This window comes from Paenibacillus sp. FSL F4-0087 (assembly GCF_038020215.1).
GTDB classification, from domain to species: Bacteria; Bacillota; Bacilli; order Paenibacillales; family Paenibacillaceae; genus Paenibacillus; species Paenibacillus taichungensis.
Genome location: NZ_JBBODJ010000001.1, coordinates 6,882,258 through 6,897,160 on the forward strand (window position 1 = coordinate 6,882,258; position 14,903 = coordinate 6,897,160).

The window sequence follows — 14,903 nt, forward strand, 5'->3', positions numbered from 1 at the left end:
CTTCATTTTTATGAGATACACCTTTACAGCAAAAAGATACAATTTGTATCTTTTCATATTATGTAAAACAAAACGTACTTGCAACAAATTCCGCCCGCTCCGTGCAAAAAAAATAGACAATCGCATCCGAAGATACGTTGTCTATTTGTCATAATTTTTTGGTGGTTGCCTACCGATTGCGGATCAGTTCCAATTGAGCTCTATCTAGGTGCCTGTTTCCATCCGCTGACTTCCACTCTATTACTTGGCTAGTGATTCGCTTGGTAAAGTTACTCTGCTTTCACCAGAATTTTAACCTGGTTTTTCTCTTTCAGCAGTGCTTCAAATCCATGCTCTACCACTTCGTCCAGGCTGATTCGTTTGGTTACCAACTTATCAGCTGGGAAGAAACCTTTAGCCATCAGACTAATTACAGCCGGGAATACGTCACGGTAACCGATAATGCCATTGACCGTACGCTCCTTCATAACAATGGAGTTTGGCAGAATTGGTGCTTCCTGTTCGAAAATGCTGACGATCATCAATTCACCGCCAATACGCGTTGAATCAATCGCTTGTTGCAGCACCCGTGGTACACCCGTTACTTCATAAGCTACATTCACGCCACCTTGAGTACGTGCATGGATTTCTTCCACCACATTGAATTGTGTAGGATCAATAACAATGGCGCCAAGTTCTTCTGCTTTGGCTTTACGTTCCTCGGATAATTCCACTACATAAATATCCGATGCGCCAGAAGCTTTCAATGCTTCAATAACCAACAACCCGATTGGACCCGCACCAAAAACAGCTGCAGTGTCGCCAACTTTCAGTTTGCTTTGACGAACAGCATGAAGAGCTACTGCGGAAGGTTCCACCAACGCTCCTTGCTCGTATGAGATGGAATCTGGAATGGCATGTACCATATATTCCTCAGCTGTTACATACTCCGAGAAACCTCCGCCTCCACCAGCTAGGCCCAAGAAACCCATCTGATCGCACAAATTATATTTCCCTTGTTTACAGGCTTCACAATGACCACATGCATAGATCGGTTCTACCACAACGCGGTCCCCTGCCTTATAACGTGTCACGCCTTCTCCTACTTCAACGACTTGTCCTGAAAATTCATGCCCCATCACAACAGGCGCTTTTTCCCCTGTTAGCGGATGCGGTGCTTGAGCCGGAATGAAGATCGGGCCAGCAGTGTACTCGTGCAAGTCACTGCCACAGATTCCACACCACTCCACTTTTATTTTAACCTTCCCCTTTTCAGGGCGGGGTTCATCAATATTTTCGAGACGCAAATCTTTTACTCCATGCCAACGCAATGCTTTCATTTGTTTCATCTCCCAGATCATAAGTTTTGATATAATCGGAAACGTTTCCGTAAGTTAAATATGTCACATTTTAAATAGGCTGTCAAACATAATTTGTCACACATATGTCTATCTTATGAATTTTACGTCGATAATTCTGGTGTAATGCTAGCGTTTTCAATGTATTGATCATTTTTTTGCTCTGTGCCTTTCTGTACGTTTTCTCTCGTGTGTATTTAATTCAATTGATATAGAATGCGCGATTTATCTCTATTTATCCATTCGGTTCTTTTGGAAAGCAACAGACATCTCTGCTCTTTAATCGTATTCACAGGATACTTATTGGCTCAAATGTTATAATCAAGGTATAGGATTGTCATTTCATTCGTACATATTTTCAAAATTCGGAATCGTTTCCGATGAAGTGAGGTTAACTAAACGTGAGTAAAGATCAGAAGGTTACGATCAAGGACGTTGCAGAACTTGCAGGTGTAGGTATCGCTACTGTCTCCCGAGCCATCAACAATTCCGATGGCATCAGCAACAAAACACGGGATAAAGTCATGCAGGCCATTGAGCAGTTAGGATTTGTCCCCAATACCTCTGCCCAGAGTTTGAAAATACGCCAGACGCATCAGATCGCACTGGTTGTACCCGACATCCGCAATGCCATCATTCCCGAGATCTCTTGGTCTGTTGAACAAACGGCGAAGCAGCATGGGTATCATGTGGTTCAAATCAATACGGCTGGTAATGCACGAACGGAACTGGAAACCATTCGTACGATCAAAAAACTGCATGTGGACGGGCTTATTTTCATGCCTTTGGCATATCCCAAAACGTTGCCTGGCTTAATTGATAAAGCCCCCCTTCCCATTTCCATGATCAATTACGGTAAAAAGCTGGACCCTGGCATGAAAGCAGATGTCGTTTCTCTTTCACAGCCAGAAGGGAAACTGGTGATGGAACATCTGATTAAGATTGGACGGACCCGCATCGCATACGCCGGTGCCCCCAAAGATATTATTGAAGAACGTTATCGAGCTTATGAGCAGGCACTGGGACATGTAGATATCTCGCTTGTTTACTTCGGAGAAGATTTCTCATTGAATACGGGAGCTAATGCAGCGGATTATTTCTATGGGCTGACTCACATGCCAGATGCCGTATACGCGATTAACGATATGGTCGCGATCGGACTGGTAAATCGGTTTAAAGAACTCGGCGTTCGTGTCCCTGACGATATCGCTGTTGTGGGTGTCGATAATAACCAATGGACTACCGTTACGTCTCCGCAGATCAGTTCTGTCTCGATTATGGGCGAAGAAGTGGCCCGACTTGCTACGGAATTGCTGTTAAAACGGATTCGAGAGATGAGCACCACGGATTACGAACATATTCAATTTGAGCCACGGTTAATTGTGCGCGGCTCCAGCGTTGCCATGATCCGCTCATCTTCACAAGAACCACCCACAGAAGAATGATTGTGAAGTCACCGGATTTAATGGACAATCCAAACCCCCGATAATCACAAAAAAGGTGTTCACCAGGAATGAACTTCTTCCTGAGAAACACCTTTTTTTATCTTCATTTACACCCTTTTATATCAAACCCACCTCCGAGCAACTACTTCTTCGAAAGCAATTGTCTAATTGGTGTTCCTTTCATAAACATCTCAATATCCTCTACGGTATGGTTAAAATAAATCGCATAGTTGCCTTGAGTCACATAACCCAGGTGCGGCGTTGCCAGCAGATTGGGCAGTGTACGCAACATATGATTCACAGGAAGAGGTTCCTGTTCATATACGTCCAGACCTGCCCCGGCAATCCACTCATTCTGTAAAGCTTCGACCATCGCCTCTTGATCCACAATGCCTGCACGGGACGTATTGATCAATAAAGCGGTGTTTTTCATCCGTTGCAACTCGGCTCGTCCGATCAGATTACGAGTGCGATCACTGAGCACCAGATGAATGGAAACAATATCGCTTTGTTCAAGCAGCTGTTCCTTGGTCTCTGCCCATTGGACTCCCTGTTCCTCTGCTCTTGCCTGTGTCAAATTCTCACTCCAGGCGATCACGTTCATGCCAAAGGCTTGTGCAATCTCTGCCATTCGGCTGCCAATCTTGCCTAAACCGAGCAATCCCAATGTCTTTCCGTACAAATCCATGCCAACTGTACTCTGCCAATTCCGATTGGAGCGCAGTGCGTTATTTTCAGTTACCAGCTGTCTGGACAGACCCAGTATTAGCGCCCATGTGAGTTCAGTCGGAGGGTTCGAGCTGCCTTCCGTGCCGCACACGATTACACCGTTTTCTTCCGCAGCCTGGAGGTCAATGGAGGCATTGCGCATGCCGCTTGTAATCAGAAGCTTAAGATTGGGTAATTGAGTAATCACGGATTCAGGAAAAGGTGTACGCTCACGCATCAAGACAATAATTTCAAAATCCTGCAGTTCCTGAACGACCTTCTCTTCTGATCCCAAGTAATTATTGAACGTCTGAACCTCAACTCGATCCAGGATAGGAGTCCAATCCGCTGAAGAAAGGGCTACATTCTGATAATCATCCAATATGGCACAACGCAACTTCGTCTGCATGGTTGAATCTCCTCCTCATATATGTGCATCATCAAACATTCTTTGAACATGTTACCCGAATATGTAAATTATAGTATACACCCTAATTTAATCTATACCCTATCTGTATTGTATCAACTCAAGCCCTCATCTGCCCAATGTCCTCAGACACAAAAAGAGCAGGAACAGATTCCCGCTTGTCGCTCTCACTTCAGAATAGCTTGAAAAGCAGCGCCGTGATCAGTATGGCCATCGCCACTTGAAGCAAGGACCGTATTTTCCAAAAAATCGTATCTAATTTTGATTGATCATTCTCTGTCAGGGAACCCACAATAGCAATAAAAGCAAGTATGCCAATCACAATCAAACTGAACTGGATAACCCCCATCCCGCCGTATGTTGTCAGCAGCACACCTATAATATATAAAATGATAAGGTAGATCCTATGAAAATAACGTTTCATATGAACACCCTTTCTAAAAATGAAATCCTTCCCTCATTCCTCAAGTAACGATAACGTAACCTTAATACTCTGCTGTACAAATGAGCGATCTGGCTCCGATTTCATCATCACGGTCAATCCAATCATCGATACAACCAGAGACTTGGACAACGCACTTGAGTCGAGATCATTAGACAATTCCCCTGTTTCCTGCCCCCGTTCAATCGTCTCCTTGAAAATCGCTACCAGATACATCTGGTGCTCGCGTGTCAGAACAGCGAATTTGGGGTCATGCGGAGCCAATTCAACCATCGTATTGATGCAAAAACAGCCGTGACGAGCATCTGTCACATCCCCTTCTGCTCCGATATGTTCAAATAAGGCACGGAAGGCTTCTTTTACAGAGGATGTATGTTGAAGCCTGGATCTGACTTGAGCGGCATGCAAAGTTGTATATCTGCGAAGTGCCGTTTCAAACAATTCCTTTTTGTCACCAAAAGCCGCATATAGACTGGGACGCTGAATCCCCATAGCTGTTGTCAAATCACTTAAGGATGTCGCTTCAAAGCCCTTATCCCAAAAAATCTGCATTGCCGCTTCCAATGCCTGATCCGTATCAAATTCCCGTTGTCTAACCATGTATTCACCTTCTTTATGTATCGATCAGTATATAACTATTTTATCTATATCCAATTCTCATGTCAAATCCATCTCGATATATAAAGAAGACAATCAAACATTTCAATTCAACTCTTGACATCTCGTCAAAGCGTGAAGTATGTTTATTCCGAATCATAATGTACTGATCGGTATATTTAAATTCAACAGTGTTCTTTCTGCTCCCCTAACTTAGCACATTCGAATACAGAAAGGTGAATCATCCATGCAAAATGCATCTCATCAAGCACATCCCTTCAGCGAAGGACGTTCAGGCATGTCCCGCCTTGTCGCGCTTTTATTCGCCCTATGCAGCGGACTGGCGGTAGCCAACATTTATTATGCCCAGCCTTTGCTCGACTCCATTGCTGAAGAGTTTAGTATCTCTCATTCCTCTATTGGAATCGTTATTACCGTAACCCAGATTTGTTACGCCCTCGGATTGTTATTACTGGTCCCTCTTGGTGATCTATTGAATCGACGCAAGCTGATCATTATCCAGATGCTTTTATCCGTAATCGCCCTGATAACTGTAGGTACCTCATCATCCAGTCAAATCTTATTTATTGGAATGGCAGCGATTGGGTTGCTTGCCGTGATTACACAAACACTCGTTGCCTTTGCCGCCTCCCTGGCTGCACCTTCTGAACGAGGGCGTATCGTCGGTCTGGTCACTAGCGGAATCGTCATTGGCATATTACTGGCGCGAACTATAGCAGGCACCTTGAACGATTGGATCGGCTGGAGATCAGTCTATCTCTTCTCTGCCAGTCTGACATTACTCGGGATTATCGCCCTGTTTCTGGTACTCCCAAAACACGAACCCAAACGAGAGAAACTCAGCTACACCCAATTGATCGTTTCTGTCCTGCAACTATACCGAGAGCTGCCTATTCTGCGGACACGCGGCGTTCTCGCCATGTTGATCTTCACAGCCTTCAGCATTCTGTGGACTTCCATGGTGTTGCCACTTAGCGCTCCGCCACTTTCCCTGTCACATACTGCTATTGGAGCCTTTGGTCTTGCGGGAGCTGCTGGTGCCCTGGCTGCTGCACGTGCCGGAAGACTGGCTGATCGGGGATTGGGACAAAAGACGACGGGCGTCGCTCTTGTCATATTGCTTCTATCCTGGCTGCCCATTGGCTATGTTCACCACTCATTATGGCTGCTTATAGCTGGGGTAATTATGCTTGACCTTGCCGTGCAGGCCGTACATGTCACCAACCAGAGTCTGATCTATGAAGTCCGACCTGAGGCGCAGAGCCGTTTGACGGGCGCCTACATGATCTTTTATTCCATAGGAAGTGCTACCGGCTCCATTGCTTCTACTCAAGTGTACGCATGGGCAGGTTGGACTGGCGTTTGCTGGCTGGGTGCAGGCATTAGTGCCGCTGCGCTTCTGTTCTGGGCCTTTGATCGGTATATCCATCGGAATTCGGATCAATAAATGAACTTAATCCAGCTTATTCCATACCACGATAAACAGAGTGGCTAACGGACCAAATAACAGGGAAATCAGAAACCAGTTACGACCACTTCTGTTTTTTCCCTGAGCAAGTCCGGCATTAATAAGAGCAAGTGTACCCCAACCCACAAAATATTCATTCTCCATCAAACATCATCTCCTCCTGACAGATCGGCTCTATTTATTCTCTAGTAACGCCTTTAGCTTCAAATTTCGGCTCTCCAGGAAAGCCTGCATATACCTCTTGAGTACAATGCGCTCTGCGACCCAACCCAGAACACCAAGGGGAGCTTCAAAACTCAGTGTGTCCCTCATACAAGTGGTCTGCTCGCCAAGCTTGCTGAAGCTGTGTTCATGTCTCATGCTCTTGAAAGCACCTTTCTCCATCTGATCCACAAAGAGATACGGCCGATTGTACTCGGCGATCCGGGAAGTCAGCTTCTGCCTTATCCCAAAATGGCTCGCTTCGAAAGTTACCGTATCACCTTCACCAATTCTGCCCGTTGTCACACCGGCTACAGCCTGCTCATGGGTATGTTTCCAGACCGTCCGGGTATGAATGTCAATGTCCCGCGCATAGTCAAAGCATCGCTCGATGGGCGCATGTATTGTAATCTCGGTTACCACTTCAATCAAGGACGATCCCTCCTTTTCTTTTTCCTTTTCCTAAAAGGAAGATTAAGGTCTTTGCAAAGTATACTCTTGGTCTCCATGAAGAACAACGCAGTGCATGATCAAAATGAAAAACGGGTCCCCTGTTATCTTATAGGAGGCCCGTTTTCTGTGTGAATTCATTTGATATGCAAACTTAGATAATTAATTCATTAATGGCAAGAGTGCGTTCTTTGGACAGATCACGATATTGTTCCGATTCCACCTTGATCAGTGGTTTGAAAATATCGGATGTATTGTTCATGACAATAACACCCCGCTCGCCGTTGCTCAGCAGTACTTGTTTACCAATAAAATTAGGAAGCAGATGCTGCATCAAGGCTTGAACCGGCTTTTCATTCAATTTGCCGAATCCCATCGCATAGATATCTCGCAAGTTGTTAATCAGGTTCGGATTGCTGCTTCCGTGACTGCCAGATCTCATTCCGATGTATATGTCAGCGACAGATACGATTTGTGTGTATGGATGAATCTCATCTTTCTTCAGTTGCATCGGATATCCGGTACCATCCTCAAGTTCATGATGCTGAAGAGCTACCAACGCAGTAGCTTCATCCGTCATGGAACTTTTGATAATATCATGTCCATAGATCGTGTGACGCTGCAATTCGAGCTGTTCATCTGCGGTTAACGGTTCCATCTTGTTGCGTATCCGATGAGATACCTTGCATTTGCCAATATCGTGAAGATAGCCCCCACGACTGATCTGGTAACTCTCTTTTTGGGAATAACCAAGCCAGTTAGCCAGGTAAAATGACAACAGTCCAACCTGAATGGAATGTGTGTAGTTATTGACATCATCCCGTTCCAGCATCATCAGGAGATGTACGACATCCTTTTGCTCGTCCAGTCCCTCCACCATCGGTTGAAGCGCATCGTCCACCATCGTAGCGTTGAACTTACCCACCGTCAGTGCTTCTAGAAACGCGGATTGATAGTTATGTACAGTTTGTATAAATTGAGATTTCATTTCTTCTTCAGGCGGTTCTTCCTTGGTGCTTGTGCTTGCTCCAGATGAAAATTTTGCTGCAGCAGCAAAGAATTCCGCTTCCGTGATCTCTTCCTCGCGTGGTTCAATATCCACATAGTCTACGCGGTGCTGCATCAGCAAGGTGATATCTTCACTTTTGATCACAGTACCCTGACCCAGAACGTGTAATCCCGCTTCGCTGAATGTATCCGCAGTTAGACGGTCTCCATCTTGCAGGTTCATAATATGGATTCTCAAATCGGTATTCCCCCTGAACAATCATTTATAGTCAACAGTACCCGTTAGATCGGGTCCCAAAAATCCCTATACTACTTTATATCGATAAATACATTCTTTTTCTCCATAGTCCAAACGACCTTAATCGTAAAAGGAAATACGAACGTATAAGACTTTATTCTCAGTCCCATTTTCAAAAAAGTCCCGGTTTGATTTTGTATTTAGATAACGGAGATCTTGTTTTACACATATATAACCAAAAAGCCCAAAAAAATCTTTGGGCTTTTATTGAATTCATCTATATTTTGATCGAGCTTAGACTCGCACCCTGTACGAAAAAGCGTTCAATGCCTTTCTCAACAGATGGGTCCGGAATTAACGGTGGCGCCTGATGCGGCTTCACTCTGGCATCAATAATGATCTGGTCACAGCCCCAATGTTTATAGTTGTAACTGCTGTTCACACCGTACATATCATGGGACGGATTACTGCGGGTAAATGTCGCCCACAAGAAGTTGCTGAGGTTCGCACTCAGGAAAGAACTATCGTCACATAACACAATCAATGGACAAGAAGACAGGTCTCCTTTTTCCTTTAGCATATCCGTAAATGCCTTCATTTCTTGTTCTGTATCCGCATAACTGGTGAACGGCGCACCCTGAACGGCTACAACTCCTGGCATTACGAGCTGCGGATTGCTATACCCCCGGATATCCTTCAATGTCTCTGGTACTTCACGGCACAATTCCCGTTTCTTGTCCCCATAGGCTGCAAATACAACCTTACTGCCGCTGTTCAATCCGGTTCCCGAGTAATCCAGCGTATCGATCGTTGTATTGGTATGGAAATGAATGTCCCGTTGCAGATCCATTCGTTCCAGGATGTACGTCAGGAATTCCACTTCCCGGTGCGTATCCAGCGGTTGCTGATCTTCTGCTGTGATAAACAAATACTTCGCCAGACTGAGCTGGCCTGTACCCAGAATGCGACTCGCAATCGTAAGCAGCTCTGTTGGCTGTTTTACCGACTGATAGGGCGTATAACGCTCACTTCCGATCGCGAACAGAAGCGGATGCACTCCTGCTGCGTCGACAGCGTGGACTTCTTTTACACCCGGAATCTCCTGTTTAATGGCATCACCCGTAATTTCGTGAATCAAATCCCCAAATGCAGTATCCTCTTGCGGAGGACGACCCACCACGGTAAATGGCCAGATCGCATTCGGCTTGGCGTACACTTTATGCACTCTCATTAGCGGGAACGGATGGGTCAGACTGTAATATCCGAGATGATCACCAAACGGTCCTTCAGGCTTCGTCTCGTCCGGGTAAATATCACCCGTGATGACAAAATCGGCGTCATTGCTGATGCAATACCCATCCTTATAGCTGTAACGGAAACGACGGCCGGCAAGTAGTCCTGCGAAAGTCATCTCACTGAGGCCTTCCGGCAAAGGCATCACAGCAGAAAGTGTATGTGCCGGCGGCCCCCCAATGAAGATGCTCACTTTCAGAGGTTCTCCCTTTTTGACTGCTTTGGCCTGATGAATACCAATTCCGCGATGGATCTGATAATGAAGTCCAATTTCCTTATTCAGTTCATAATCATTACCACTTAGCTGTACCCGGTACATGCCCAGATTGGAGTTCATGATACCTGGCTTGTCCGGGTCTTCCGAATAGACTTGAGGCAGTGTAACAAATGCTCCACCATCCATGGGCCAATGCTTGATCAACGGCAGATCCGAAATCTGAATCTCTTGCGCAGTTACAGGCAAACTGATGGACTTCTGCTTAGGTAGAGCCTGCCAGGCGGCAAGACCTGTGCTGATATGCTGAAATGGCGTCTTGAGTGCCTTCATTGGATCATCCCGAACAGCCATGACACGTTGTACACCTTCAAGCGTTCCACGGAACATGAATTTGCTTCGTTCCAGTGTACCGAACAGGTTGGAAACAGCCTGGAACTTCGAGCCTTTCACATTTTCGAAAAGCAGAGCTGGGCCTTTCGCCTCATGCACTTTCATATGTATCGCTGCCATCTCCAAATGAGGGTCCACTTCTTCCTTCACTCGAATCAAATGTCCATGTTGCTCTAGATCATTAATGCAATCTTCCATATTGCGATATTTCATTGGATGGCTCCATTCTTTATATAATAAATTGTTATGTTCATATATTCACATAGATGTGCAAGGGTAGCGGATAGAATAAAACGTTGAATCTACTTCATTCTCGTCACACTACAAATGGATTGATGCTCGCATCTCTTCTATCTTATCAAATCATCTGCCACTAAACAAAACAATATATTAAATCTCTTACGCAGCACACCAAAAAGCAATATTCAGGCAACAGGAGTCCTGCATTCATAAGGACCACAATTGCTTAAATATTGCTAATTGAGTTTACTTAAGATGCAATCGAAGGTCTTGGGATCGTAACCGTAAACTGCGTTCCTTCTCCAACCCTGCTCTCCACATCAATTGTACACTCATGTAATTTCAAAATTTTAATCACGATGGAAAGTCCTAATCCATTGCCTCTAAGTGCGCTGCTCCGTGCTTTGTCCACCATATAAAATCGATCGAAAATATACGGAAGGTCTCCCTCCGGTATACCTTGTCCTGAATCTCTAATGGATACCTTCACAGATGACGGGGACATCTCGATTGCGACGTGAATGACCCCATCCGGCCCCGTATATTTTATCGCATTGTTGATTAAATTCTGCCAGACCTGCTCAAACAGATCTTTATCTACGGTAATTTCGCAAGGGAATAAATCCAATTCAATTTTGATATTTTTGTGCGCCCACTGAGGCTCTGCTAATACGATCGCTCTTCTTAATTGTTCATCTAATTGAAAGGTAGTGAGATTAAACGGATGGTGCTCCGAATCCAGTGAGGCTAACCGGAGTAAATTATCACTTAGCCTGGAAAGGCGCAATGTTTCCTCGTATATGATATCCAGATGCTCTTTCTGCTCTTCCAATGGGATGACACCATCTTGCAGCGCTCTTGTAAACCCTCTAATCGATGTTAGTGGAGACTGCATTTCATGAGAGACATTACTGACAAAATCATCACGCACCGAGTCTATTTTTTGCAACTCACGAGCCATATGATTAAAACTCTCCATCAGCTCACCAAACTCATCTGGATTATTATGCTTCAAACGGACAGACAGATCGCCTGATGCCATTTTCTTAGCTGCAGCAGTTAGCCTTTTGATCGGTTTCACAATGTACCCAGACATGAACATGATTAATAAGCTTCCTATGATTAAGACAGTTAATAGCGATATAACTAATGTACGTTTCACATTATGAAAAATCGATGAAAAATTAATTTTGATCAGTAGCGCATCTTTCTCTTCATTCATCCTAGGAACACCGACAATCGCTGTTTCATCTTTATTGGATAGAATGAACGCTTCCCTGGTATTTTCATCGAATAATTCATGAACTTTATCATCTGGTAAGGAAGCAAGCACTTCACTTTGTTCGTTCACGGAAGTTATATTCAAGCCGTATCGCGCAAAGATATTCAAACTTGTCTTCACTTTTTCCGGATCATCAATCAGATTTATCATCGTAGCGATATCTTCAGCAATCGTGACCATGGAGTGATTCGGTGTGTTTTCTTGAGACCGTATATTTAAAATAAAGGAGAGAATTAAACTAACGATCACTATACCAAAAAAAGTAACTACGATTCGTAGACGCAGGCTTTTCCTCACGATTTTCATACACTCTCCAAACGATATCCAAGTCCTCTAATCGTCGAAATGATAAGATCAGGGATCGGTTCCAGCCGTTCTCTTAACCTTTTGATATGCACGTCAACGGTACGCTCATCACCTTCATAATCGATACCCCATATATCTTCTATAAGCTGTGTACGTGTGAATATTTGCCCTGGCAAACTCGCCAAAGCAAACAATAATTCACATTCCTTCTTTTTCAATTCAACCGATTGAGCTCCTGCCTCCACTGTCAAATTGCTCAGATTAATCATTGCACCGCCTATATGAATAACATTCGATGAAATCTTGTTGTATCTCTTCATTAAAGATTTTACACGCAAGATTAACTCTACAGGATCAAAAGGTTTTACTAAATAATCGTCTGACCCTGCATTGAATCCTCTGACTTTATCCTTGGATTCTCCTTTGGCAGTCACCATCAGAATCGGAATATCCATATAAGATCGAATATCTTCGGTCAGTTCAATACCATCTACACGCGGCATCATCACATCTACAATCGCTAAATCAATTTTGGTATGAGACAAGATATTCAGTGCTTCTTGGCCATCCGGCGCTTCCACAACGGAAAACTGATTAGTTTCAAGGTATATTCGAATCAATTTGCGGATATGGGAATCATCATCAACCACAAGAATTGTGTTCATTTATGCATTATCCTTTCCGCAATTTTCATTATTCACAACTGTATTTATTCATATCGTAAGGATTCCATCGGGTCCAGCTTGGCAGCTTTGGAAGATGGCATCAAACCAGCGATGATACTAATCACTGTACTTACAATGATTCCGAACAATATATAATATCCGGATAAATTAATTAGTTTTGCTCCAAAAGCGTTGACCAAAAGGATGTTCAACACGTAACTAATAATGACGGCAAAGACTACCGCAATGATACCACTAAACACTCCCAACAAAGCAGATTCGGAAAAGAAGATTCGCTTGATATCCTTCTTTCTGGCTCCAATCGCCCGAAGGATGCCGATTTCCTTCGTCCGTTCCACGACACTAATGTAAAGCACAACCAATATCATAATACCGGATACGAGCAACGAAATGCCTGCAATACCAGACAGAACGATCGTGGCCATATTCACATAAGTCGTGATATTTTCCATAATTTTTGCCGTCTGGGAGCCAGAGAAGCCAGCATCAACAGCAGCAGCATTAATATCATTGACATATTTCATATCGGTTGCATAAGCGTTAACCTGAATTGGCCCAATAGTTATTCCTTTGTCCGTATACATTTGTTCCAACGTCTGTGGTGAAATGTAACCCGGTGATTGCTGCATTGGTGATCTTTGATCTGACGCTTCATAAATACCAGATATGGTTATTTCTTTCTCCAAAGTTACCGGTTTATTATTGCCATCCATCTCATTGATATATAGAACCACAGACTTGCCGATCATGGATTCAGCTTGGTCATTTCCGCTTAATTTATTCGCCGTATCGAGGGGTAACAACATCTCATTTTCTCCCGGAAGCGTACCCTTTGTTATCATTGCTGGATCAAAAGCATCCGTTAACGTCGTTAACTGCGTAAGTGCCACACTTTGCTTTGCATGAACCATAGTCGATTTTCCTGTAATGGTAGTGATCGTCTCTACATGATCCACATTAGGGAATTTGCGAATGGTCTCAATATCGGTCGCTGTAAAAGGTTCGCCTGCTGCCATCAAGGCTTGCGGGCCTTGCATATCTTTGGCATCTGCACTGGGCTTCGTTATATCCACAAGCAAAGGGTCCATACTTGAATTGATTTCGTCGTTCATATAACTCGTTATCCCATTACCCAAGGAGAGCATCAGGAGTACGCTTAAAATCCCGATCGACCCACCCAATGCAACCAGTACATTACGCTTGCCGTTGAGTTTCATATTTTTGAGAGCCATTTTGAAAGAAGCCAGTAAGCCCAAGTTTCTGGAAGCACCACGACTGCCTTCATAAGTGGTCAAGGAACGATCTTTTAGATGAATATCATCCTTAATCCGCCCCTCTTCTACCTTTACAATACGCGTACCGGAATCAGCTACTTTCTGCGAATGAGTTACCGCAATGACCAGCATTCCTTTTTGCGCAATACTGTCCAGCAAAGCCAGGATTTGATCTCCGTTTTCCTTATCCAAAGCACCTGTTGGTTCATCCGCCAAAATAATGTCTGGATTGTTTGATAGTGCACGAGCAATGGAAACCCGTTGCTTCTGTCCACCCGACAGCTGGTTGGGCCGTTTATTCAGATGATTCTTCAGCCCGACCTCGGTCAAAATATCTATAGCGCGCTTATTGCGTTCCTTTTCACTTGTGTCCGTCATTTGCATGGCAATCGTAACATTCTCCAGCACAGACAGATGCGGGATCAGATTGAAATTTTGAAACACAAAACCGATATTATTTTTCCGATAATCATCCATTTCCTTCTCAGTCATGGCACTTAAATTCTTTCCACGAACAAGGATCTCCCCTTCAAAATCGGAGTCCATTCCACCAATAATATTCATAAGGGTTGACTTTCCGCAACCCGATTCACCAAGGATCGAGACGAATTCTCCTGTTTCAAAGCTCAAATTCACATCGTGGAGCACAGGGACCTTTTCCTTACCATACAGCGTGTATGATTTCTTCACATGTTTAACTTCTAATATAGTCATCTTGATCTCTTCCTCTCCAAGTCATACACCCTATCTATATTGGCCATTTCACATTCTAACAAATTTGTGTGAACTGATAATGAACTGGACAATCTGAGTCTGCCTGGTAAAAGAAATACACTATGTAAGAAAAAGCAAACGGAGCCCTACATTCATTAG

At 44.1% G+C, this 14,903-nt stretch carries 13 protein-coding genes; 2 read left to right on the top strand and 11 right to left on the bottom strand.

All coding sequences use genetic code 11. The annotated features are described in order from the left end of the window. Window positions 1–269: 269 nt before the first annotated feature. Window positions 270–1,319: a 2,3-butanediol dehydrogenase gene (locus MHB84_RS30930; protein WP_076291038.1), complete on the bottom strand. Its 1,050-nt coding sequence runs from the start codon at window positions 1,317–1,319 to the stop codon at window positions 270–272. Window positions 1,320–1,738: 419 nt separating this feature from the next. Here MHB84_RS30930 and MHB84_RS30935 point away from each other — a divergent pair, with 419 nt between their 5' ends. After that, entirely contained in the window at window positions 1,739–2,782 is a 1,044-nt protein-coding gene (locus MHB84_RS30935) for a LacI family DNA-binding transcriptional regulator (RefSeq protein ID WP_076291037.1), read from the top strand. A gap of 142 nt (window positions 2,783–2,924) precedes the next feature. Here the strand turns inward: MHB84_RS30935 and MHB84_RS30940 are convergent, their stop codons facing one another. From MHB84_RS30940 to MHB84_RS30950, 3 genes are all read right to left on the bottom strand, one after another. Beyond that, window positions 2,925–3,899 carry a D-2-hydroxyacid dehydrogenase family protein gene (locus MHB84_RS30940; protein WP_076291036.1) on the bottom strand — a complete coding sequence of 325 codons (975 nt, stop codon included), beginning with the start codon at window positions 3,897–3,899 and terminating at the stop codon, window positions 2,925–2,927. 190 nt (window positions 3,900–4,089) lie between these two features. Next, the gene (locus MHB84_RS30945) at window positions 4,090–4,341 is read right to left on the bottom strand and encodes a hypothetical protein (protein WP_076291035.1); all 252 of its coding nucleotides are present in this window, start codon (window positions 4,339–4,341) and stop codon (window positions 4,090–4,092) included. 33 nt (window positions 4,342–4,374) lie between these two features. Beyond that, window positions 4,375–4,959, bottom strand: coding sequence for a TetR/AcrR family transcriptional regulator (locus MHB84_RS30950; protein WP_076291034.1), 585 nt, complete (start codon window positions 4,957–4,959; stop codon window positions 4,375–4,377). Between the two features lie 244 nt (window positions 4,960–5,203). Between MHB84_RS30950 and MHB84_RS30955 the strand changes: the two genes are divergently transcribed. Next, window positions 5,204–6,424 (top strand): MFS transporter, encoded by a 1,221-nt coding sequence (locus MHB84_RS30955; protein ID WP_076291033.1) that lies wholly within the window; start codon window positions 5,204–5,206, stop codon window positions 6,422–6,424. Window positions 6,425–6,430: 6 nt separating this feature from the next. Here the strand turns inward: MHB84_RS30955 and MHB84_RS30960 are convergent, their stop codons facing one another. From MHB84_RS30960 to MHB84_RS30990, 7 genes are all read right to left on the bottom strand, one after another. After that, window positions 6,431–6,589: a hypothetical protein gene (locus MHB84_RS30960; protein ID WP_175382611.1), complete on the bottom strand. Its 159-nt coding sequence runs from the start codon at window positions 6,587–6,589 to the stop codon at window positions 6,431–6,433. Between the two features lie 30 nt (window positions 6,590–6,619). Beyond that, the gene (locus MHB84_RS30965) at window positions 6,620–7,069 is read right to left on the bottom strand and encodes an SRPBCC family protein (RefSeq protein ID WP_318261546.1); all 450 of its coding nucleotides are present in this window, start codon (window positions 7,067–7,069) and stop codon (window positions 6,620–6,622) included. Between the two features lie 181 nt (window positions 7,070–7,250). Next, window positions 7,251–8,342 (bottom strand): HD-GYP domain-containing protein, encoded by a 1,092-nt coding sequence (locus MHB84_RS30970; RefSeq protein WP_076291031.1) that lies wholly within the window; start codon window positions 8,340–8,342, stop codon window positions 7,251–7,253. 277 nt (window positions 8,343–8,619) lie between these two features. Then, a complete protein-coding gene (locus MHB84_RS30975) occupies window positions 8,620–10,455 on the bottom strand; it encodes a UbiD family decarboxylase (RefSeq protein ID WP_076291030.1) in 1,836 nt (611 codons plus the stop codon). Between the two features lie 277 nt (window positions 10,456–10,732). Beyond that, entirely contained in the window at window positions 10,733–12,070 is a 1,338-nt protein-coding gene (locus tag MHB84_RS30980) for an ATP-binding protein (RefSeq protein WP_083679054.1), read from the bottom strand. Further along, window positions 12,067–12,735, bottom strand: a complete 669-nt coding sequence (locus MHB84_RS30985) for a response regulator transcription factor (protein WP_076291029.1) — start codon at window positions 12,733–12,735, stop codon at window positions 12,067–12,069. Before MHB84_RS30985 ends, MHB84_RS30980 begins: the two co-directional genes overlap by 4 nt. Before the next feature lie 44 nt (window positions 12,736–12,779). Beyond that, window positions 12,780–14,744 carry an ABC transporter ATP-binding protein/permease gene (locus MHB84_RS30990; protein ID WP_076291028.1) on the bottom strand — a complete coding sequence of 655 codons (1,965 nt, stop codon included), beginning with the start codon at window positions 14,742–14,744 and terminating at the stop codon, window positions 12,780–12,782. Between the last annotated feature and the right edge of the window lie 159 nt (window positions 14,745–14,903).

Bases quoted from the DNA above. Each gene is read 5' to 3' on its own strand.
- MHB84_RS30930 (WP_076291038.1), bottom strand. From the start codon at position 1,319: ATGAAAGCATTGCGTTGGCATGGAGTAAAAGATTTGCGTCTCGAAAAT.
- MHB84_RS30940 (WP_076291036.1), bottom strand. From the start codon at position 3,899: ATGCAGACGAAGTTGCGTTGTGCCATATTGGATGATTATCAGAATGTA.
- MHB84_RS30945 (WP_076291035.1), bottom strand. From the start codon at position 4,341: ATGAAACGTTATTTTCATAGGATCTACCTTATCATTTTATATATTATA.
- MHB84_RS30950 (WP_076291034.1), bottom strand. From the start codon at position 4,959: ATGGTTAGACAACGGGAATTTGATACGGATCAGGCATTGGAAGCGGCA.
- MHB84_RS30955 (WP_076291033.1), top strand. From the start codon at position 5,204: ATGCAAAATGCATCTCATCAAGCACATCCCTTCAGCGAAGGACGTTCA.
- MHB84_RS30960 (WP_175382611.1), bottom strand. From the start codon at position 6,589: ATGGAGAATGAATATTTTGTGGGTTGGGGTACACTTGCTCTTATTAAT.
- MHB84_RS30975 (WP_076291030.1), bottom strand. From the start codon at position 10,455: ATGAAATATCGCAATATGGAAGATTGCATTAATGATCTAGAGCAACAT.
- MHB84_RS30980 (WP_083679054.1), bottom strand. From the start codon at position 12,070: ATGAAAATCGTGAGGAAAAGCCTGCGTCTACGAATCGTAGTTACTTTT.
- MHB84_RS30985 (WP_076291029.1), bottom strand. From the start codon at position 12,735: ATGAACACAATTCTTGTGGTTGATGATGATTCCCATATCCGCAAATTG.
- MHB84_RS30990 (WP_076291028.1), bottom strand. From the start codon at position 14,744: ATGACTATATTAGAAGTTAAACATGTGAAGAAATCATACACGCTGTAT.